Here is a 20,888-nt window from a genome sequence, read left to right as displayed (position 1 = left end):
TCATGAGCGCCTTTGCCGACGACATCGCCGCCGATTTCATCCTCGAAGCGCAGGAGATCCTCGACCGGCTGGGCGAACAACTGGTGGCCCTGGAACAGGCGCCGCAGGACAGCGACCAACTCAACGCCGTGTTCCGTGGCTTCCACACGCTCAAAGGTGGCGCTGGTTTTCTGGCGATCACACCAATGGTCGAGCTGTGCCACGCCGCCGAAGAAACGCTGGGCATGGCCCGCGCCGGCAAGGCAGAACTGCAGGCGCATCACTTCGACGCAGCCCAGCAATCGCTGGACTGGCTGCAGTCGATGCTTGATGCCGTGTCCAATGGCACCGATCCGGAACATGCCCCGGCAACGCTGATTGCCCAGTTCGATGTCAGCACCGCACCGGTTGCAACGACTGCGCCGGTCAACGCAGGCAGTGACCTGATAAGCGAAGACGAGTTTGAAGCCCTGCTCGACCAACTGCATGGCGGCACCGTGCCGGGCGCTGTGCCGGCCAAGGTGGATGACGCGCTGATCAGCGAGGACGAATTCGAAGCACTGCTCGATCAGTTGCATGGTGGTGCTGCACCGGGCGCAGTGCATGCGGCACCGGTTACTGAAGCCGTTACGCCTGCCAAGCCTGCGACTGCGCCTAAAGCAGCGGCAGCCAAGGCTGCCGAGCCTGAGCAGACCGTGCGCGTGGACACCAAACGTCTGGATGCCATCGTCAACCTGATCGGCGAGCTGGTGCTGTCGCGCAATCGTCTCAAGACGTTGCGCACACGCCTGAAAGACGAAGAACTCGACCGTGCGGTATCCACCCTGGATATCGCCACCGCCCGCCTGCAATCGGCGGTGATGCGCACCCGCATGCAGCCGGTGGGCAAAGTGTTCTCGCGCTTCCCCAAGGTGGCGCGCGACGTGGCTCGCTCACTGCAGAAGGAAGTGGACCTGGAACTGATCGGTGCTGACACCGAGCTGGACCGCAACCTGGTCGAAGCGCTGGCTGACCCACTCGTGCATCTGGTCCGCAATGCCATCGACCACGGCGTGGAAATGCCGGACCTGCGCGAAGCCCAGGGCAAATCGCGCATGGGCCGCGTGCGGCTTTCCGCACAACAGGAAGGCGACTACGTCAGCATCGAAGTGCAGGACGACGGCGCGGGTATCGACCCGGAGCGCCTGCGCGCCAAGGCCCGCGAGAAGGGCTTGATCGATCCCGAAGCCGCCGCTCGCCTGACCAGCGAGGAATGTCTGCACCTTGTGTTTCTGCCCGGTTTTTCGACCAAGCAGCAGGTCACCGATATTTCCGGACGCGGCGTCGGCATGGATGTCGTGCAATCGCGCATCCGCGAACTCAGCGGGCAGATCCAGATCCAATCCGAACTGGGCCGTGGCAGCCGCTTCCTGATCCGCGTGCCGTTGACGCTGGCCATTCTGCCCACGCTGCTGGTGCAGGCTGGCGAGGACGTCTATGCCCTGCCTTTGGCGCGCGTGATGGAAGTGCTGCATGCACCCGCCACCTCGCTGGGCTGGTTCGACGGCCGCGCCGTGCTCGACCGCAAAACCCACACGCTGGCATTGCTGGACCTGCGCCAATGGCTCGGTGTCACTCCGATGCCCACGACGTTGCTGACGATCGTGGTGCTGCAGATGGGTGAAACCCGGTTCGGGCTGGTGGTCGATCAGGTACGCGGCCGCGAGGAAGTGGTCATCAAACCCCTGCCGCGCGCGCTGCGAGGGTTGCGCGGATATGCAGGCGCCACCCTGATCGGCGACGGACGCATGGCGCTGATTCTCGACGTGGATGGCCTGCGTGGTGGCCAGGGGTAAGCAATCGCGCACCACATGACGCGGGCTGAGAAGCCGCCGTTCCCCTCACCCGTATACGGGAGAGGGCGCCAAAAGGACGGGTAAGGGGCTTGTTGGCTAGAAGCCTCCCCGCACCCCAACCCCTCCCCCGCTTGAGTGCGAGGGGCTTGAAGCCTCCCAAACTCAAGACCGCATTCACCAGGCCGATATCCAACACCATGGACCGACTCAGCATCATTGGACTTTTCCTCGCCCTGCTCTCACTGGTGGGCGGCAGCATCCTCAAAGGTGCCGGCCTGTCCTCGCTGTGGTCGCCGGCCGCCTTCGTGATCGTGATCGTCGGCACCCTCGCCGCGATCCTGCTGCATACCTCGCCGGCCGTGTTCAAGCATGCCTTCAAGATCGTGCGCTGGGTGGTCAAACCGCCTGCCACCGATCGTCGCGCGTTGATCCAACAGATCGTGGACTGGAGCAACATCGCCCGCCGCCAGGGCCTGCTGGGCCTGGAGCCGCAGGTGGACATGCAGGACGATGCCTTCATCCGCAAGGGCCTGCAGTTGGTGGTCGATGGCGTGGAGCCAGACACCATCCGGCACATGATGGAAATCGAACTGGGCAGCCAGGAACAGCAGGATCTGGCCGCGACCAAGGTGTTTGAGGGCATGGGCATCTATGCGCCAACGCTGGGCATCATCGGCGCAGTACTCGGCCTGATCGCAGTAATGAAGAACCTGGCCGACCCAAGCAAACTTGGCCACGGTATCGCCGCGGCCTTCACTGCCACCATCTACGGCATCGCCTCGGCCAACCTGCTGTTTCTGCCGGTGTCAGCCAAACTCAAAGGCGTGATCGCCCACACCACCCGTGAGCGCGAAATGGTCATCGAAGGCCTGATCGCCATTGCCCAGGGCGAGAACCCGCGCAACATCGAAAACAGCCTTGCCGGGTTCGTGAACTGAGCCATGGCACGTCGCAAGCGCCACGAAGAGCACGGCAATCACGAAGCATGGGCCATCCCCTATGCCGATCTGATGACCTTACTGCTCGCTTTTTTCGTGGTGATGTATGCCATCTCGTCGCTCAATGAGGGCAAGTACCGGGTGATGGCCGATTCGCTGTCCACCGCTTTCGGCGGTGCGCCGCGCACCATTACCCAGGTGCAGGTCGGCAACATGCAGATCCAGGGTGGCGGCCATGACACGCCATCGGTGATCCGTTCGCCGAGCATGACCGGCGGTGCCATGTCCGATCCCACCCAGCTCCCGTCGATGGCATCGCATATGCGCATGCCAGTGTCGGCGCACAACCAGGAGCAACTCAAACGCGCCGAGCGCCAGTTGAACCAGATTGCCGACCGCCTGAGTTCGGCGCTGGCACCACTGGTCAAGCAGGGCGTGATCACCGTACGCCGCACCGAGCTTTGGCTCGAAGTGGAAATCAACAGCGACATCCTCTTCAGCACCGGCTCGGCCGCACTTGATGTCGGCGCCCGTGACACTCTGGGAAAGCTGGCCGATGTGCTGCTCGATGCGCCCAATGGTGTACGCGTAGAGGGCCACACCGACAATCTGCCCATCGCCACCGCGCAGTTTCCGTCCAACTGGGAATTGTCTGCCGGCCGTGCGGCCAGCGTGGTGCACCTGTTCGCCGACCACGGCGTACAACCGGCGCGGCTGGCGATGGTCGGCTATGGCGAATTCCGCCCACGCGAAAGCAACGATCAACCTGCAGGCCGCAATCGCAACCGGCGGGTGATGGTCATCATCCTGGCCGACTCCGCGGCGGCCGCCGACCTGCCGGGCGTTGGCAACACCACCGCCAGCACCCGCACCGACACTGCGACACCGACAGGCGGCGCGTCCGTCGCCACGGGCGCGGTGCCTGCTGTCATCGAAGGAGTTCATTGATGCGTATCTGGGCCATTGCCAACCAGAAAGGTGGCGTCGGCAAGACCACCACCACGCTGTCGCTTGGTCGCGGCCTGGCCGCGCGCGGCCACAAGGTGCTGTTGATCGACCTGGATCCCCATTCCTCGCTTACCCGCGCCTTCGGCGTACCGCTGGAGCCCGTGCCGCAGGGCGTGCAGGAGCTGTTCGCCACACCACCGCACGAGATTTCCGGCCTGGCACATGCCAGCGATATCCCGGGCCTGGATTACCTGTGCGCGCAGGCCTCATTGGCCACGTTGGAACGGCGAAGCGCCAACCAGCCCGGCCTTGGCCTGGCCTTGCAACAGGCGTTCGCACGTCATGGCGAACGCCACGATTACATCCTGCTGGACTGTGCGCCCACACTTGGCCTGCTGATGATCAATGCACTGGCCGCTGCCGACCGCCTGATCATCCCCACCCAGGCCGAACCGCTGGCGTTGCACGGCCTCGACGGTATGGTCCGCACCGGTGAAATGGTGGAACGCTCGCGCAAGCGCGCCCTGCCGATCTCGGTATTGCCCACCCTGTTCGACCGCCGCACCCGCGCCGGCAACGAAACCCTCAAGCAGATGCAGGACCGGCACGGTGCCCGCGTCTGGGAAGACGCCATTCCAGTGGACACCCGTATCAGCCATGCCGCCGGGCTCACGCAACCGATTCAGGGCGATGATTATCCGGGCCGCGGTCACGCCGCCTACCGTCGCGCGCTGGAGTGGATCCTGAGCGAGGATGGTCGGGCGCTGGAACGGGAGGCCGCATGAGCACCGCGGCTCTAGACGACTACCTCGACGAACTTTTGGCTGAGGCCATGCCGGCTCCCGTGGTCGCTGCCGTCAAGCCGGCGACGTTGCCCACGGCCCTGGCCAACGTGCCCGGCGACAGCGCCGAGCTGGAAGCAGCTTTCGAGGAAGCGTTGGCTGCGATGCAGAGCAAGCCGGAGAGTTCGGCAGAACCCAGTTGGGATGACGTTCCGGCTGAAGTTCCCCTGGCATTGGCAGATACCGCCGCAGGCAACACGCCCGAACCCACTTGGGACGACCTGCCTGACGAAGTTATCTACGAAACTGGCCCGGCAGAGAGCGCCAAACTGGCGCATGCCGACAGTCCGGCACTGCAGAGCGCGTTTGATGTCGCTGCCGGTGTGACTCCGCCGCTTCCCACGCCCATTCCCCCCATGGCACGTGCGCCCACCGCCCGAGCGCAGCCCGGCGCTGCCCGGCCCAACAGCTGGCAGGAGCTGCAGGCGCAGGCCCATACCGCCAACGGTCCCCAGCAGCGCCGCGCTAGTGAACGGGCCTCGCGCTGGCTGCGCCTGCGTTGCGGTCAACAGACCTATGCATTGGAGTTGCTGAAGGTGCAGGAAGTGGTGCTGCCGGTACCGCTACTGGCCCTGCGTGGCACCGATGCATCAATGCTCGGCATCATGAATCTGCGCGGTCAGGTGGTACCGGTAATGGACCTGTGCCTGCACCTTGACATGGCGGCCACAGCGGAAGATCCCCAGACCCGCATCGTGGTGCTGGAAGAGAACGGCGAAGTCCTGGGCCTGCGGGTATCGGCGGTGGAAGACGTCGCCAGCCTCACCGATTCCCAGATCGAGCCACCCGACACCGCCCGCATCTGCCAGATATCCAACGAGTTGTTCCGCGGCATCGCCCGCGTCGGCAGCCAGCCGATGATCCTGCTGGATGCGACGCGGCTGTTGCAGTGAAGTGGGAGCATGTGGAGAGGCGTGAGGCCCCGCACCAAGGGCAATAGCGACGATCTCGCCCTTCCCTCGCGCCCAACGCTGGGGAGGTTTGGAGGAAGGCTGTCCTTTGTCCTTTGCTCCCTGCAGCCAACGAAATCTCCTCCCCGCCTCCTCTTCGCTACATGTCAGGGAGAGGCAAGCGCCAAACCGTGCAGCGGTTGGCACTCTCTCTCCCTTTTCCCTACACGCCCTAAAGATCCCCGGCACACCGCCGCTAAACCTCCCAGTAACGTTTGTCCGGAGCGACGATGAGCACTGTGGCGCTGTTGCAGGATCTCGGCATCGAGACCACCAGCGAGTTGAAACAGCAATTGGCCCTGCACCTTGGCCAAGGCGGTGAACTGCGTGTGGACGCCAGCGAGGTTTCGCGGATACACACCGCAGCCATGCAGGTGCTCTGTGCCTTCGTGCTGGCCCGCCGACAGGCCGGCCATGCCACCGTCTTTGACAACGCAACCGCAACCTTCCATGACGCCGCGCGCTTGCTCGGCGTGCTCCAGACCTTGGGTCTGGGAGCAACCCCTGACACAACGAAATCTGTGGAGAACGCTGCATGAGCGCACGAATCCTGGTGGTAGACGACTCGGCGTCAATGCGCCAGATGGTCTCTTTTGCCCTCACCTCGGCCGGGTTTTCGGTTGAAGAAGCCGAAGACGGCGCCGTCGCCCTGGGCCGCGCCAAGGGCCAGCGCTTCAATGCGGTGGTGACTGACGTGAACATGCCCAACATGGACGGCATTTCGCTGATTCGCGAACTGCGCCAGCTGCCGGACTACAAGTTCACCCCAATGCTGATGCTCACCACCGAATCGGCCGCTGACAAGAAGTCCGAGGGCAAGGCCGCTGGCGCCACCGGCTGGCTGGTCAAGCCATTCAATCCCGAGCAACTGGTCGCCACCGTCCAGAAAGTCCTGGGCTGATCAGCCCTACCTGCCTTACCAACGGATACCGCGCCGATGAGCATGGACCTGCAACGCTTCCACGCCACCTTCTTTGAAGAAAGCCGTGAAGGGCTGGATGCGATGGAAGCCGGCCTGCTTGCCCTGGAAGACGGCGCGCAGGACCCGGAGATCATCAACTCCGTTTTCCGCGCCGCCCACTCGATCAAGGGTGGCGCCGGCACGTTTGGCTTCGATGCAATCGCAAGCCTCACTCATGTGCTTGAAACATTGCTGGACGAACTGCGTTCCGGCAAGCGCGCACTGGCCGGCAATGCCGTCGATGCAATGCTCGCCTCGGTGGACGTGCTTCGTGCCCTTCTGCGCGAAGCCGAGCACGGCCAAGCGGCTGATCCGGCGGCAGTGAAGGCTGTCACCGATCGCCTGCAGGCGGTGTTGTCCGGTGAAGCGCCTGCACCCGCCGCCGCGGTTGCGGCCGCCAAGGAAGATGACACGCCGGATGCGTGGCAAATCGGCTTCGCGCCGGCACCCTCGCTGTTCATGAGTGGCAACGATCCGCTGCGTATCATCCGCGAGCTGGAAACGCTGGGCTCCCTGCATGTCGAACCACGCATGCAACGTCTGCCCTCCTTCGAGCAGCTCGATCCGCTGGAAGCCTACCTGGCGTGGGATCTGGGCCTGGTCGGCAAAGTGCCGCGCAGCCGCATCGAAGACACTTTCGCCTGGGTCGTGGACGACTGCGAGCTGGACATCCGCCCTGCCGCACCACCGAGCCTGGCCATTGAAACCCCACAGCCTGAACCGGTGCCTGTGGCCGTCGCTACGGCCGAAGCCTCCAAGCCCGCCGCAAACGGTGCCCCTGCGCACGAAGCCGAATCCTCAATCCGCGTCAGCGTCGACAAGGTCGATGCACTGATCAATCTGGTGGGCGAACTGGTCATCACCCAGGCCATGCTCAAGCAGGTTTCCGGTGGGCTGGATCCGGTTCATGCCGAACAGCTGTTCGCCGGCCTCGATCTGCTGGAGCGCAATACGCGCGACCTGCAGGAAGCGGTCATCGGCGTGCGCATGTTGCCCGTGGATGCGGTGTTCCGCCGCTTCCCGCGCCTGGTCCGTGACCTCTCCAGTCGCCTCGGCAAGCAGGTGCGCCTGCGCACCATCGGCGAAGGCACCGAGCTGGACAAGGGCCTGATCGAAAAGATCGCTGACCCTCTCGTGCACCTGGTCCGCAATTCCATCGACCACGGCCTGGAAATGCCGGACGTGCGTCGTGACGCCGGCAAAGAAGAAACCGGCACGATCACCCTGGCAGCGTCACATCAGGGCGGTCATATCGTGATTGAAGTCAGCGATGACGGCCGCGGCTTGAACCGCGAAAAAATCCTGTCCAAAGCGCTCGAACGCGGCCTCAACGTGCCGGACAACCCCACCGATTCGCAAGTGTGGGACCTGATCTTCCAACCGGGCTTCTCTACTGCCGATGCAGTCACCGATCTGTCCGGTCGTGGTGTGGGCATGGACGTGGTCCGCCGCAATATCCAGGCACTTGGCGGCGAAGTACAGCTGGAAAGCCGCACCGGCGCGGGCACCCGCGTATTAATTCGCCTTCCACTGACACTGGCCATTCTCGACGGCATGACCGTTTCGGTGGCTGGCGAAACCCTGATCCTGCCCTTGGCCTACGTGCTGGAAGCACTGCAGCCGCAGGCCGAAGATATCCGCACCATGGGTGGCGAAGGCCGCGTGCTGCGTGTGCGTGGCGAGTACCTGCCGATTCTGGCGTTGGGCCAGCATTACGGCTATCGCGACAGCAGCCATGGCGATCCGCTGGTGGTGGTAGTCGAAAGCGATGGCCAGAAGATTGCGCTGGAAGTGGACGAACTGCTCGGCCAGCAGCAGGTAGTGGTCAAAAATATCGAGAACAACTACCGCCGCATCGGCGGTGTGTCCGGCGCCACCATCCTTGGTGACGGTCGCGTCGCATTGATCGTCGATATTGGTGGATTGGTGCGCTCGTTGCGCATGCCGCAAGCAGCTTGATGCAGTCCCGCATCTAGCTGCCGCTGACACTCCCCGAGTCACTGGAAATGTTCGGCGGCATCCTTCTCCCATCGGCGGGAGAAGGTGCGCCAGAAAGGATGGATGAGGGCCGCCCTCCCCGCGATGGAGAAACAGGGCGCGGCCTCTGAACGGTTGATCCGTGCAGCTGTTTGAGTACCTTTCCAGCGCCCTGCGTCAAAGCAAAGCCGCTCTGGAACCGGCGCGGCGCCAATAGCTCACAAGGCATTTCATCTTGCCCGGCATGCAGAAGAGCCGCCTGGGTGCAGCACGCAATGTGCGGCCGTAGCAATGCCCTCCTTCCCCGCAAAGGGCAAGGGAAAAACGCGTCGTCAGCCAAGTATTTTCGCATCGCCAATCATGCTCCGACCTCGCTCCTGAACGTCGTTCAGCAGCCCGTCTCTCAGTCGCTCAAGAACCCTCACCGGTCGCCGATACCTCAGCACGTCGTGGTTCCCGGACCACCAAGGCGCCCCCGCCGCCACATTCAATCAACCGAAACTTCCACAGGTGCAACGGGCCTGTGTAGCGCGAAATGCCGATGGAGGCGCCTGCAATGAAATGGTTCCAGAACCTGTCAATCACGCGGAAGCTGCTGGTGGCTTTCTGTTCCACCGGTCTACTCACGCTGCTGCTGGGCCTGTTTTCGGTATGGCGCCTGGATGTGGCCGAACTTCAGCTCGAACAAGTCAGCAACAACTGGATGCCCTCCGTGCAACACCTTGGCGAAATGCGCGCTCAGCTGGGTGAATTCCGAACTTTCGAACAGGCCCAGTTGAACTATCAGGGCGACGCGACGCAGCTGGCCGATTACGACAAGCGCTTGGCGGCTACGCGCGCCCTGATCGAAGCAGAAGAAAAAGCCTACGACAGCATCGAGACGGCAAGCACAAAGGAAGAGCAGCACCTGTACGACAAGGTAAAGGCACTGCGCGCTGCCTATTTTGGTGCACACGAGCGAATCGCCGAAGCCATCGCGCTGGAAGACTTCGATGCCGCCCGCACCATTTCCAGCGACGAATCACGCACGTTGCGTCGCGATCTGTTCAATCAGCTCAAGCAACTGTCGCAGTACAACCAGACACAGCTGACCCAGCAGACCGCCGAATCCAGGCAGGCGCACGACCGTTCGCTTATCGCGGTGTTCATCGTCCTGGCACTGGCCTTGGTGCTGGCAGCCCTGCTGGCCTGGGCGATCATCCGCGCGATCATGGTTCCGCTCGAAGAAGCCGTTCGCGTGGCGGACGATGTTTCTATCGGCAAGCTTGACCGCCGTATCGACACCTCGCGCAAAGATGAAGTAGGCAAGCTGTTGTCGTCGATGCAGCGCATGCAGACGCAGTTGCAGGCGGTGATTGCCGCACAGGGGGAAATGGCCCGCCAGCACGACGCAGGCACCATCAGCTACCGCATGGACGAAAGTGCATTCCCCGGCGAGTACGGTCAGATGATCCACGCCACCAATGATCTGGTGGCCTCGCAGGTGAAGACCATCCTGCATATGCTGGACGTCCTGAAGCGTTACTCGATTGGCGACATGAGCCTGGATATCGACCGCCTGCCCGGCGAGAGCGCCGTGATGACCGAGGCCGTGGATGGCATCAAGGCCAGCCTGTCCTCGATCAATACCGAAATCACGCGACTGGCCAGCGCCGCCGCTACCGGTGACTTCACCCAGCGCGGCGAACTGGACCGTTACCAGTACGATTTCCGCAACATGGTGAGCGGACTGAATCACCTGATGGAAACCGCTGACGGCAACTTGGCCAAGGTATCTCAGGTGCTGCAGGCACTGGCGCAGGGCGACCTTACGGTGCGCATGGACGGCCAGTTCAATGGGGTCTTCGCACTGATGCGTGATGATGCCAACGCCACCGTTGACCAGCTAGCCAGCATCGTCGGCCGTATCCAGAATGCGGCATCCAGCATCAACCTGGCAGCCACCGAGATCGCGACCGGCAACAACGATCTGTCGCGCCGTACCGAGCAGCAGGCCGCCAACCTGGAAGAAACCGCCGCCTCGATGGAAGAGCTGACTTCCACCGTGCGTCAAAATGCCGAGCACGCTCGCCAAGCCAACCAGCTCGCCATCGGCGCGCACGGCGTCGCCAGTCAGGGCGGCAATGTTGTCCAGCAGGTCGTTACCACCATGAGTGGTATCGAAGCCTCGTCCAAGAAGATTGCCGAGATCATCTCGGTGATCGACGGCATCGCGTTCCAGACCAACATCCTGGCGCTGAATGCTGCGGTGGAAGCCGCCCGCGCAGGTGAACAGGGCCGCGGCTTTGCCGTCGTCGCCTCGGAAGTACGCACGCTCGCGCAGCGTTCGGCAGCTGCCGCCAAGGAGATCAAGGGACTGATCGAAGACTCCGTTGACAAGGTCGGCGAAGGTTCGGCGTTGGTGCATCAGGCCGGCACCACCATGGGCGAGATTGTCGCCTCGGTGCAGCGCGTCACCGACATCATGGCGGAGATTTCAGCCGCCTCGCAGGAACAGTCGGCCGGCATCGAGCAGGTCAACCAGACCGTGGTGCAGATGGATGAAACCACCCAGCAGAATGCCGCGCTGGTGGAAGAAGCCACCGCCGCTGCGCGTGCGATGGAAGAACAAGCGCTGCTGCTCAACGAAGCGGTCGCCGCATTCCGGGTGACCTCAACGTCGCGGCCTTCCGCGGTGATCGCCATCACCAAGCCCGCTGCGGCCGCTACGCCATCAGCCAGCTATCGTCCTGCACGGATGGCCACCGCGCCACGTCGCCTGGAGCCGATGGTCGCCAATGGCGAGGACTGGCAGGAATTCTGATCGACACGCTTCCCATGTAGCTCAACGGCCCCGTCTGACAAAGACGGGGCCTTTTTCGTTTTGGCCGAGGGGCAGCGACGATCTATGCCGGTTCCGTGCCTGGACGCATTTCAGTGATACAAAACACAGGCTCTTACGGCAGCCCATCACGTTATGTAGATGTCCCGTTTCGATACATGACTGAAGTGACCAGTAAGTGATCACTTGTGCTGAATTCTTCAGAATATTCGCCGCGATTTTCCTACAGCGACGCAAGCTAAGCGCCGATACCAGCTCTGACCTCACCAGCTGAACACGGTGATGCGTACGCCTCACTGCGGCGTTTTCAAGAAGGACAAGGACGCGCGCCCCGCACCACACATCAGCAGTCGATCCGGAGAGCAAGAGATGGAGTTCTTACGCAACCTCACGATCACCCGAAAGCTGGCAATCGCTTTCACTCTCACCACCGTCGCAACCCTTGCCATGGCTGGTTTCGCCGTCATGCGGCTCAAGCAAACCAGCGTGCAACTGGATGCCGTCAGCACGCGCTACATGCCCGCCGTGCAATACCTGGACCGCATCCGTGCCGACCTTGCCGAAATCCGTATCGCGGAGCTTTCACAGCTTTCGCACCTTCACGAGCCCGAGTTCGTTGCTGAGTACAACCAACGCATTGCCGAACAGCGGCAGAAGCTGGCCGAGCACAGTCAACAGTACGAAGCACTTCCTGCCAGTGACGAGCAGAAAGCCCTCCACGCCAAGATGCAGCAAACGACACAGGCCTACTTCGACGCTCACGCGCTGATGGCCAAGGCCATCGCCAATGGCGAGTTTGATGCCGCGCAGGCCATTTCCAATGATCAGTCGCGTATTGCGCGTCGCGACCTGTTTCAGGATGTCGAAAAGCTCAGCAGCTATGTGGTCTCCGCGCTGAATCGGGAAACCGCCGAGACCAATGCAACGCAGGCACACAGCATCAACGCGATTCTCGCCTTCATGTTGCTGCTGGGGGTGTCGTCAGCAATCATGGGCGTGGTCATCGTCCGCTCTATCGTGGGCCCACTGCGCAGCGCGCTGCGTGCTGCCGATGACGTGGCCAGCGGCCGCCTGGACGGCACCATCGACAGCACCCGCAAGGATGAGGTCGGCCAGTTGCTGGCCTCGATGCAACGCATGCAAGGCCAGCTCAAGGCGGTCATTGCCGCACAGCTTGAGCTGGCGCGGGAACATGATGAAGGACAGATCAGCTTCCGTATTGACGAAGCCCGCTTCCCCGGCGAGTACGGGCGCATGGTGCGCGAAGTCAACGCCGTCGTCGCCCAACACATCGGCGTGAAGATGCGCGTCGTGGAAGTGATGCGCCACTACGCGCGCGGCGACCTGTCCGTGGACATGGACCGCCTGCCCGGCGAGAAAGCCGCCATCACTGATGCCATGGACAACACCAAAGCCAGCCTGTCGGCGATCAACAACGAGATCAAACGTTTGTCCGGCGCTGCCGCCATCGGCGACTTCAGCCAGCGCGGTGATGTCGGGCATTTCGAACACGACTTCCGCGACATGGTCGGCGGCCTCAACTCACTGATGGAAACCACAGAAAACAATCTCGGCCATCTATCGCGACTGCTGCAGGCCATCGCGCAGGGTGACCTGACCCAGCGCATGGAAGGCGATTTCCACGGTGTGTTTTCCCGCATGCGCGATGACGGCAATGCCAGCATGGACCAGCTCGCCACCATCGTCTCGCGCATCCAGGCGTCCAGCGGCAGCATCAGTCTGTCAGCCAGCGAGATCGCCACCGGCAACAGCGACCTATCGCGCCGCACCGAACAACAAGCGGCCAATCTTGAAGAAACCGCCGCATCGATGGAGGAACTCACCTCCACCGTGCGCCAGAATGCCGATCACGCGCGCCAGGCCGATCAGCTTGCACGGGGAGCAGCCGAGGTTGCCGCCAAGGGAGGCGACGTGGTCAGCCAGGTCGTCACCACCATGACCTCCATCGAGCAATCCTCGCAGCGCATTGCCGACATCATCAGCGTCATCGACGGCATCGCTTTCCAGACCAACATCCTCGCCCTCAACGCTGCAGTGGAAGCAGCGCGTGCCGGTGACCAGGGACGGGGCTTTGCCGTGGTCGCCACGGAAGTGCGCACGCTGGCGCAACGCTCGGCATCAGCCGCCAAGGAGATCAAATCGCTGATTGACGACTCCGTACAAAAGGTCTCCGAGGGCTCACAGCAGGTGCGCCGGGCCGGCACCACCATGGATGACATCGTCGCCTCGGTGCAGCGCGTGACCACGATCATGGCTGACATTTCCGCGGCCTCGCAGGAGCAGACGGCCGGCATCGAGCAGGTCAACCAGACTGTCATGCAGATGGATGAAAGCACGCAGCAGAACGCAGCACTGGTGGAAGAGGCCACTGCCGCCGCGCGCTCGATGGAAGACCAGGCACAGCAACTCACCGATGCCGTGGCACAGTTTCGTCTCTCTGATTCGCTCAGCGCCTCCCTGGCCCGCGCCGCTGCCAGCGTCGCCAAGCCCGCACAACGTCCGCGCCCTGCCCTTCGCGCTATTCCCAGCGCACCGCCACGTGCACCCGTAACCACCGGCAACGACTGGCAGGAGTTCTAAAAACCCATTGCCGGCGGCAGGCGGGAAACTCTCCGGCCTGCCTGCTGCCGGCCTCTTGCGCGCGACCGGGCTCTGTTCCGGTCAACGGTAGCGGCAACGCAGTGGGCTTTGATGGCCTCATCAACAAGCGAAAACAATCGCGCCCACCGTTTCGAGGAGCCCTGCACGGCACCCGACGTCGGTACCGACTCAAACCTTGCCAGCCATAGCCTGAAAGCCAGGGTCGTAATAGCCCGGCTAAAGATGTAAAAAGGGCGGCCGTTATCACAGTTTCCAGCGGCTTCTTTTCCATCTGCTGGTCTTTCGGCCCATCGCAAGCGTGCCCATGTCCGTAAACGAACCCTTCGAGCCGAATCCCTCCAACGCCGCTGGCAAGCTCTATGCCGACGACCGCTACATGGTGCGGAACCGTCATCAGATCAGGCATTTGCTGCAGTCCATGATCGACCAGCGCTCGTTGATCAACGCGCATCCTGATGGCCGCGACCAGTCCTTCCCCAGCGCCGTGCTGGAAGTGGACGAACACGGCCTGCTGCTCGATGCCAGCCCGCTGCCATCGCTCAACCGTACGGTTGAAAGCGCCGCCGCCCTGCTGTGCTTCGGGCTGGTGGACAAGGTCACCGTCCGCTTCCAGCTGCAGCAACCTCGCCGCGTTGAGCGCGACGGACACATCGCCTTCTGGGCGCCGCTGCCAGAGGAGGTTTACCACCTGCAGCGCCGTGAGTTCTATCGCCTGGAAACACCGGTCGGTGACTCGCCCTATTGCCTGCTGCCCGACCCCGACGGTGGCCAACCCAGCCGCTGGCGCGTGCTGGATATCAGCGCCGGCGGGCTTGCCCTGATGCTGCCTGCACCCCAGGGCCTGCTCAACCTGCAGAGTCGTTACCACGGCTGCGTACTCCAGATTCCCGAATCGCCGCCGATTACTACTTCCATGGTGGCTTGCAACCTGCGCCAGCAAAAACAAGCCAACGGCGTAGAGATGACCCGCGCAGGGCTGCGTTTTGACGAACTGCCACGTGGTGCCGACACCCTGATCCAACGCTACATCTTCCGCATCGACCGCCTTCGCAAGGCGCGTGCGAACGGAGACTGAGGCGGTCGTGTGTGAAAAGGAACACGTGGCAAGTGAAGGACGCAGCGGAAGCTGAGGCCCACAGCACACGACCGGCCTGTTTCCTTCGCCTCCCTCACCCCGCCGCTAAAGTCCCTGCCCCTGCCGCCGATACCGGTGCATCAGCCACCGGCCCACGCCAGGATCAGGAACCGCCATGAACGACACGCGCATCACTTCCGCCGAAGGCACAGGCGGCGAGTACCTCAGCTTTACGCTCGGCAACGAGCACTACGGCGTGGATATCCTCAAAGTGCAGGAGATCCGCGGCTACGACGCCGTTACCCGCGTCCCTGACGCCCCGGACTACATCAAGGGCGTGATCAACCTGCGCGGCACCATCGTGCCGGTGATCGATCTGCGCCTGAAGCTGCGCCTGGACGAAGCCCGCTATGACGCTTTCACCGTGATGATCGTGCTCAACGTCGAAGACCGCGTCGTCGGCATCGTCGTGGACAGCGTCTCGGACGTGATCCCGCTCAACGCCGACCAGATCCGCCCGACACCCGAATTCGGCGCCGCCGTGGATACCCGCTTCATCTCGGGCATCGGCACCCAGGACGACCGCATGTTGATCCTGCTGGATATCGAAACCTTGCTCGACATCGCAGATCTCGGGCAATCCGCCGCCATCGAGGAAGTCGCCGCCTGAAATAAAGTGACATCAATCACGTTTTCGTAGTTGTGGCTTAAATCACTGGCAAGGACTGCCGATAGCCAATGTATGCCCGCCTCCCTGCGGGCCACATATGCCCTCTCGGAGATTTCAGATGTACAAGCACCTGCTTCCGCTGTTCTCGGCTGCCGTCCTGGCTACCGCAGCTTTCAACGCTGGCGCCGATACGGCGGAAATGATCCCGCCGGAAAACGCAGCTCGCTTTGCCGGCAAAGACGGCATGGTTTGCGGCAAGGTCGAAAAAGCGCGCTATGCAGAAGGCTCCGAAGGCCAGCCGACCTTCCTGCATATGGGCGGCATGTTCCCGCGTCACACCTTCTCGGCCCGCATCTCTGGCGCCAACCGCAGCAAGTTCGCCTTCCCGCTGGAATCGCTGGAAGGCAAGACTGTCTGCGTCATCGGCAGGATCCAGCGCGATTCCTCCCGCGCCGAGATTGAAGTCAGCTCGCCGGCCGGCCTGAAGCTGGCAAACATCAAGTAATCCAGCCCGCCGTTGCGCCGGCTCCGCCGGCGCCATGCGCTGCGCCGCACCCGCCAACCGGGTAGCCGCCATCGGAGATCTAGCAAGATGCAGTGGATCAATTCGCTCAAACTGAAGCCGAAGCTGATGCTTACCTTCGGCGTCGTACTGTTTGTGATGCTGTTGCAGGGCGTCGTCGCCTATCGCGGCCTGTACTCTCTCAACGATGTCACCACCGACCTCGCCAGCAACCGCTTGCCCAGCCTGCGTGCCACAGGCGAGCTCAGCGGCATGGTCAGTGAGTACCGCAATACGTCGTATCAGAGCTTGGTACGCGCCAGTGATGACGTAAAAGCCGACGCCAAAACACGCTCAGCCGAACTGCGTCAGCACATCGCCGAGACCATTGCCAGCTATCCCAAGTTGATCGACAACCCCGAGCAGAAGAAGCTGTTCGAGGCATTTGTGCGTGACTGGGAAACAACCCTGGCCTCCTACGATGCGGTCACCGAGATGCTGGAGCTGGATCTGCCGGACGACGCCATCGATACTTTCGTCGGCGAAACCCGCAACCTGCATCGCAAGGCTTACGACGCACTGCAGGCTTTGGCGGCCAATGACAATGCCCGTGCCCAGGCGTCAGCCAAGCAGGCCGCCGATACGTATTCGGCGTCGGCGGTACTGACGATCATTGCCGTGCTGGTCGGCGTTAGCGCCGGACTGCTGCTGGTGTGGCTGTTTGCCCGCTCCCTGGTCAACTCCATGCGTGGCGCTGTGAACGTGGCCAACGAGGTTGCCAGCGGCAAGCTGGATGGCCAGATTGATGTCACCCGTGCCGACGAAGTAGGCGACCTGCTGCGTGCCATGCAGCGCATGCAGCGCGACCTGCGCGAGCGTATCGAAACCGAGCAGATCGTCGCCAACGAAAACCTGCGCATTCGCACCGCCCTGGATTACTCATCGACCGGCGTGTACCTGACCAACTCGCAGCTGGAGATCGTCTACGCCAACCGCGCCTTGCTCGACACGCTCACCAACTATCACGAAGACATCGCAACCGAGCGCACGCCTTACGATGCCAGCAAGCCGCTGATCGGCCAGCACGTCACCGCGCTGGAACATGGTGGCGAAATGGATAACAAGGTTCTCGACGTACTTCATAAGGCTGGCGTCGCCAAGCGCGAAATACGCTATGGCAATGCCGAGTTCGCTCAGACCATCTCGGTCATCCGCGACGACAACGGTGTGGGCGTGGGCCATGTGGTGGAGTGGCGTGACCGCACCACCGAAGCACTGGTGGAGAAGGAAGTGGCGCAGGTCATCGAAGCTGCTGCCGCCGGCGATCTGAGCGGCCGTATCGGCACCGACGACAAGGATGGCTTCTTCCTGCAACTGGCTGCGCAGCTCAACACCCTGCTCGATGCCAACGCCAGCAGCCTGGAACAGATTTCGGCCCTGCTGTCTGCACTGTCCCGCGGCGACCTCACCGTGCGCATGCATGGCGAGTACCAAGGTGTGTTCGCCACCATGCGTGACGACGCCAATGCCACAGCGGATCAGCTGACCGATATCGTTGGCCGCATCAAGCACTCTTCGACAGCGATCAACTCCGCTGCCACCGAGATCGCCAGCGGCAACAACGACCTGTCGCGCCGTACCGAGCAGCAGGCCGCCAATCTGGAAGAAACCGCCGCCTCGATGGAGGAACTCACCTCCACCGTGCGCCAGAACGCAGAATCTGCACGTCAGGCCAACCAGCTCGCCATCGGCGCAGCCTCGGTGGCTTCGCAGGGTGGCGATGTGGTGCAGCAGGTCGTGTCCACCATGACCGGCATCGAGCAGTCGTCCAAGAAGATTGCCGAGATCATTTCGGTGATCGACGGCATCGCATTCCAGACCAATATCCTGGCGCTGAACGCAGCGGTTGAAGCCGCCCGTGCAGGTGAGCAGGGTCGCGGCTTTGCAGTGGTTGCTTCCGAGGTCCGCACGCTGGCGCAACGCTCGGCCGGAGCTGCCAAGGAGATCAAGGGCCTGATCGACGATTCAGTCAGCAAGGTCGCTGACGGTTCCGCACTGGTGAAGAAAGCAGGCAGCACCATGGGCGAGATCGTGGCCTCCGTGCAGCGCGTCACCGACATCATGGCGGAGATTTCAGCCGCCTCGCAGGAACAGTCGGCCGGCATCGAGCAGGTCAACCAGACCGTCGTGCAGATGGATGAAACCACCCAGCAGAACGCCGCGCTGGTGGAAGAAGCCACTGCAGCGGCCCGTGCCATGGAAGAACAGGCCGGACAACTGGCGCATGCAGTGTCGGTGTTCCAGCTCGAAGATGCGGCTTTCGAGGCTGCACCGGCAGCTTCACCCGTATCGACAATGCGCACGCCCGCGCCGTACAAGGCATTGGAACCCACCGCTTCAGCACCGGCAGCTCGCCGACGCAACCCTGGCAGGGTTGCAGTAGCCGAGCTGCCCGACGCGGATTGGCAGGAGTTCTGACTCACCCACAACCCCGGCTTCGGCCGGGGTTGTGCTTTATAGGGACACTCAACTTGGCGCCAATGCGGCCGATACAGGCGGTACCTTCCCCCGTCCAGCGCCTCGGCAGCGCAGCTCCCATGAACATCTACCGCCTCTGGTCGAACTACATCACCAACATCTCCGTTCGCCGCAAGCTCAACTTGCTGACGATCCTGATCGCCATTGGCGTGATCCTGCTGGCCGTCATTGCGGCACGCATGCAGTACGTGGATCTGTACGAAACCCGCAAGGACGCGCTGCGTACCCAGGTAGAGCTCAGCTACGGCGTGCTCGACCATTACGCCAAACGCGTGGAAGCCGGCGAACTGACGAAGGAAGATGCGCAGAAGCAGGCGCTCGCCGCCGTGCAGGCCATGCGGTCAGATGGTGACGTCAACTACTTCAACATCTACGACACCAGCTATGTGCTGCTGATGCACCCGTTCCTTGCAGACAAGGTCGGCAAGGACATGAAGGACTTCCGTGGCGGCGACGGTATACGCGTGTACTACGACCAGGTGCAGCTCGCCCGTGCGGGCGGTGGCTATCTGGCCTACACCTGGGCCAAGCCCGGCCACGATGCGCCGGTCGCCAAGCTGGCGTATGCAGGCTTGTACGCACCGTGGAACTGGGTGGTCTCCAGCGGCGTTTACATGGATGACGTGCAGGCACAGGCATTGAAGTTCACATTCACCATGGCCGCTGCCGGCGGCGTCCTGGTGCTGCTGGTACTTGGCCTTAGCTGGATCATCGGCAACCGCATCGTGCTGCCGCTGCGCAATGCCACCGCCGTGGCAAATGCCATTGCTCAGGGCCGCATGAACAACACCATCGAGACGCCCAGCCGCGATGAAACCGGCCAGCTGTTGACCAGCATGCAACGCATGCAGGAGCAGCTGCGCGCAGTGATCAGCGCACAGAACGAAATGGCCCGCCAGCACGATGCCGGCATCATCAGCTATCACATTGACTCAAACGCATTCCCGGGCGACTACGGCGTGATGGTTTCTGAAACCAACACGCTGGTGGCTAGCCACATCCAGATGAACAACCAGGTCATCGAGATCGCGCAGCGCTATGCGGTGGGTGACTTGAGCCAGGACATGCCGTCGCTACCCGGCGAGAAACGCGTCATCACCGACACCATGGCCACCATCAAGCAGAACCTGGCTGCCATCAATGCCGAGATCAAGCACCTGGGCACGGCAGCGGCCGCCGGCGACTTCACCCAGCGCGGCGATGAAAGCCGCTTTGAGCATGATTTTCTGGAAATGGTGCGTGCGCTGAACACGATGATGCGCACCAGTGACGACAACCTTGGTCAGATCTCAGGCCTGTTGCGCGCATTGGCCGACGGCGACCTTACCGTGACCATGCGTGGGGATTTCCAGGGCGTGTTCGCGCGCATGCGCGATGATGCCAACAGCACCATCGCGCAGCTGGCGAGCATCGTCTCGCGTATCCAGCAATCGGCCGACAGCATCAACCTTGCGGCTGGCGAGATAGCAACCGGCAACAGCGATCTGTCCCGCCGCACTGAAATGCAGGCTGCCAATCTGGAAGAAACCGCCGCGTCAATGGAAGAGTTGACGTCCACCGTACGCCAGAACGCCGACTCCGCGCGCCAGGCAAACCAGCTCGCCATCGGTGCAGCTAGCGTGGCGTCGCGCGGCGGTACCGTGGTGGATGAGGTGGTTACCACCATGAGCCAGATCGAGCATTCCTCCCGCCGCATCGCCGACATCATTTCGGTGATCGACGGTATCGCCTTCCAAACCAACATTCTGGCCCTGAATGCTGCCGTCGAAGCTGCGCGCGCGGGGGAACAAGGCCGTGGCTTTGCGGTAGTTGCTTCGGAGGTCCGCTCGCTGGCGCAGCGTTCGGCCGGTGCCGCAAAAGAGATCAAAGGCCTGATCGAGGACTCGGTCGGCAAAGTCGCCGAAGGCTCGCAGCTGGTGCAGCAGGCTGGTACCACCATGGGCGAAATCGTAGCCTCCGTGCAACGCGTCACCGACATCATGGCCGAGATTTCCGCCGCATCGCAGGAACAAAGCGCGGGCATTGAGCAGGTCAACCAGACCGTCATGCAGATGGACGAAACCACGCAGCAGAACGCTGCGTTGGTGGAAGAAGCCACCGCTGCAGCACGCTCACTGGAAGAACAGGCCAACCAGCTTGACCAGGCAGTGGCCGTGTTCCGTCTTGAGCAGGGTCATGCGGCGGTCACCACCGCTACGCACGCCAATTTCGCACTGGCCAGCTGAAAGGA

The 20,888-nt window shown here is 62.5% G+C and carries 15 protein-coding genes; all 15 read left to right on the top strand.

Annotated elements, in window-relative coordinates; translation table 11 throughout:
- Positions 1–2 precede the first annotated feature (2 nt).
- The 15 genes from PAN08_RS12445 (at position 3) to PAN08_RS12375 (ending at position 20,883) form a co-directional block, all read left to right on the top strand.
- The gene (locus tag PAN08_RS12445; RefSeq protein ID WP_269791795.1) at positions 3–1,814 is read left to right on the top strand and encodes a chemotaxis protein CheA; all 1,812 of its coding nucleotides are present in this window, start codon (positions 3–5) and stop codon (positions 1,812–1,814) included.
- A gap of 197 nt (positions 1,815–2,011) precedes the next feature.
- A complete protein-coding gene (locus PAN08_RS12440; RefSeq protein WP_269791794.1) occupies positions 2,012–2,752 on the top strand; it encodes a flagellar motor protein in 741 nt (246 codons plus the stop codon).
- A 3-nt stretch (positions 2,753–2,755) separates the two neighbouring features.
- Positions 2,756–3,700 (top strand): flagellar motor protein MotD, encoded by a 945-nt coding sequence (motD, locus tag PAN08_RS12435; RefSeq protein WP_269791793.1) that lies wholly within the window; start codon positions 2,756–2,758, stop codon positions 3,698–3,700.
- Complete coding sequence (locus PAN08_RS12430; protein WP_269791792.1) at positions 3,700–4,485, top strand: ParA family protein; 786 nt, start codon at positions 3,700–3,702, stop codon at positions 4,483–4,485. The genes motD and PAN08_RS12430 overlap by 1 nt, the downstream gene beginning before the upstream one ends.
- Positions 4,482–5,435 (top strand): chemotaxis protein CheW, encoded by a 954-nt coding sequence (locus PAN08_RS12425; RefSeq protein WP_269791791.1) that lies wholly within the window; start codon positions 4,482–4,484, stop codon positions 5,433–5,435. Before PAN08_RS12430 ends, PAN08_RS12425 begins: the two co-directional genes overlap by 4 nt.
- A 287-nt stretch (positions 5,436–5,722) precedes the next feature.
- Positions 5,723–6,031, top strand: coding sequence for an STAS domain-containing protein (locus PAN08_RS12420; RefSeq protein ID WP_269791790.1), 309 nt, complete (start codon positions 5,723–5,725; stop codon positions 6,029–6,031).
- Positions 6,028–6,393, top strand: a complete 366-nt coding sequence (locus PAN08_RS12415; RefSeq protein ID WP_038688521.1) for a response regulator — start codon at positions 6,028–6,030, stop codon at positions 6,391–6,393. Before PAN08_RS12420 ends, PAN08_RS12415 begins: the two co-directional genes overlap by 4 nt.
- A 36-nt stretch (positions 6,394–6,429) precedes the next feature.
- Positions 6,430–8,412 (top strand): chemotaxis protein CheA, encoded by a 1,983-nt coding sequence (locus PAN08_RS12410; protein ID WP_269791789.1) that lies wholly within the window; start codon positions 6,430–6,432, stop codon positions 8,410–8,412.
- 574 nt (positions 8,413–8,986) lie between these two features.
- On the top strand, positions 8,987–11,233 hold the full coding sequence (locus tag PAN08_RS12405; RefSeq protein ID WP_269791788.1) for a methyl-accepting chemotaxis protein: 2,247 nt from the start codon (positions 8,987–8,989) through the stop codon (positions 11,231–11,233).
- A 387-nt stretch (positions 11,234–11,620) separates the two neighbouring features.
- A complete protein-coding gene (locus tag PAN08_RS12400; protein WP_269791787.1) occupies positions 11,621–13,852 on the top strand; it encodes a methyl-accepting chemotaxis protein in 2,232 nt (743 codons plus the stop codon).
- A gap of 325 nt (positions 13,853–14,177) precedes the next feature.
- A complete protein-coding gene (locus PAN08_RS12395; protein ID WP_269791786.1) occupies positions 14,178–14,948 on the top strand; it encodes a flagellar brake protein in 771 nt (256 codons plus the stop codon).
- 175 nt (positions 14,949–15,123) lie between these two features.
- Positions 15,124–15,618, top strand: coding sequence for a chemotaxis protein CheW (locus PAN08_RS12390; protein ID WP_269791785.1), 495 nt, complete (start codon positions 15,124–15,126; stop codon positions 15,616–15,618).
- Between the two features lie 199 nt (positions 15,619–15,817).
- Positions 15,818–16,123, top strand: coding sequence for a hypothetical protein (locus PAN08_RS12385; RefSeq protein ID WP_269791922.1), 306 nt, complete (start codon positions 15,818–15,820; stop codon positions 16,121–16,123).
- A gap of 87 nt (positions 16,124–16,210) precedes the next feature.
- The gene (locus PAN08_RS12380; protein ID WP_269791784.1) at positions 16,211–18,598 is read left to right on the top strand and encodes a methyl-accepting chemotaxis protein; all 2,388 of its coding nucleotides are present in this window, start codon (positions 16,211–16,213) and stop codon (positions 18,596–18,598) included.
- Positions 18,599–18,717: 119 nt separating this feature from the next.
- Positions 18,718–20,883 carry a methyl-accepting chemotaxis protein gene (locus PAN08_RS12375; RefSeq protein ID WP_269791783.1) on the top strand — a complete coding sequence of 722 codons (2,166 nt, stop codon included), beginning with the start codon at positions 18,718–18,720 and terminating at the stop codon, positions 20,881–20,883.
- The last annotated feature ends 5 nt before the right edge of the window (positions 20,884–20,888 follow it).

The organism is Stenotrophomonas sp. Iso1 (assembly GCF_027497995.1).
Lineage (GTDB): Bacteria > Pseudomonadota > Gammaproteobacteria > Xanthomonadales > Xanthomonadaceae > Stenotrophomonas.
This window is presented reverse-complemented; position numbering and strand designations above follow the sequence as displayed.

What these genes read in the sequence shown, in the direction of transcription:
- PAN08_RS12385 (WP_269791922.1), top strand. Translation starts at nt 15,818, where the DNA reads ATGATCCCGCCGGAAAACGCAGCTCGCTTTGCCGGCAAAGACGGCATG.
- PAN08_RS12375 (WP_269791783.1), top strand. Translation starts at nt 18,718, where the DNA reads ATGAACATCTACCGCCTCTGGTCGAACTACATCACCAACATCTCCGTT.
- PAN08_RS12390 (WP_269791785.1), top strand. Translation starts at nt 15,124, where the DNA reads ATGAACGACACGCGCATCACTTCCGCCGAAGGCACAGGCGGCGAGTAC.
- PAN08_RS12400 (WP_269791787.1), top strand. Translation starts at nt 11,621, where the DNA reads ATGGAGTTCTTACGCAACCTCACGATCACCCGAAAGCTGGCAATCGCT.
- PAN08_RS12420 (WP_269791790.1), top strand. Translation starts at nt 5,723, where the DNA reads ATGAGCACTGTGGCGCTGTTGCAGGATCTCGGCATCGAGACCACCAGC.
- PAN08_RS12405 (WP_269791788.1), top strand. Translation starts at nt 8,987, where the DNA reads ATGAAATGGTTCCAGAACCTGTCAATCACGCGGAAGCTGCTGGTGGCT.
- PAN08_RS12380 (WP_269791784.1), top strand. Translation starts at nt 16,211, where the DNA reads ATGCAGTGGATCAATTCGCTCAAACTGAAGCCGAAGCTGATGCTTACC.
- PAN08_RS12410 (WP_269791789.1), top strand. Translation starts at nt 6,430, where the DNA reads ATGAGCATGGACCTGCAACGCTTCCACGCCACCTTCTTTGAAGAAAGC.
- PAN08_RS12445 (WP_269791795.1), top strand. Translation starts at nt 3, where the DNA reads ATGAGCGCCTTTGCCGACGACATCGCCGCCGATTTCATCCTCGAAGCG.
- PAN08_RS12440 (WP_269791794.1), top strand. Translation starts at nt 2,012, where the DNA reads ATGGACCGACTCAGCATCATTGGACTTTTCCTCGCCCTGCTCTCACTG.
- PAN08_RS12425 (WP_269791791.1), top strand. Translation starts at nt 4,482, where the DNA reads ATGAGCACCGCGGCTCTAGACGACTACCTCGACGAACTTTTGGCTGAG.
- PAN08_RS12430 (WP_269791792.1), top strand. Translation starts at nt 3,700, where the DNA reads ATGCGTATCTGGGCCATTGCCAACCAGAAAGGTGGCGTCGGCAAGACC.
- motD (WP_269791793.1), top strand. Translation starts at nt 2,756, where the DNA reads ATGGCACGTCGCAAGCGCCACGAAGAGCACGGCAATCACGAAGCATGG.
- PAN08_RS12415 (WP_038688521.1), top strand. Translation starts at nt 6,028, where the DNA reads ATGAGCGCACGAATCCTGGTGGTAGACGACTCGGCGTCAATGCGCCAG.
- PAN08_RS12395 (WP_269791786.1), top strand. Translation starts at nt 14,178, where the DNA reads ATGTCCGTAAACGAACCCTTCGAGCCGAATCCCTCCAACGCCGCTGGC.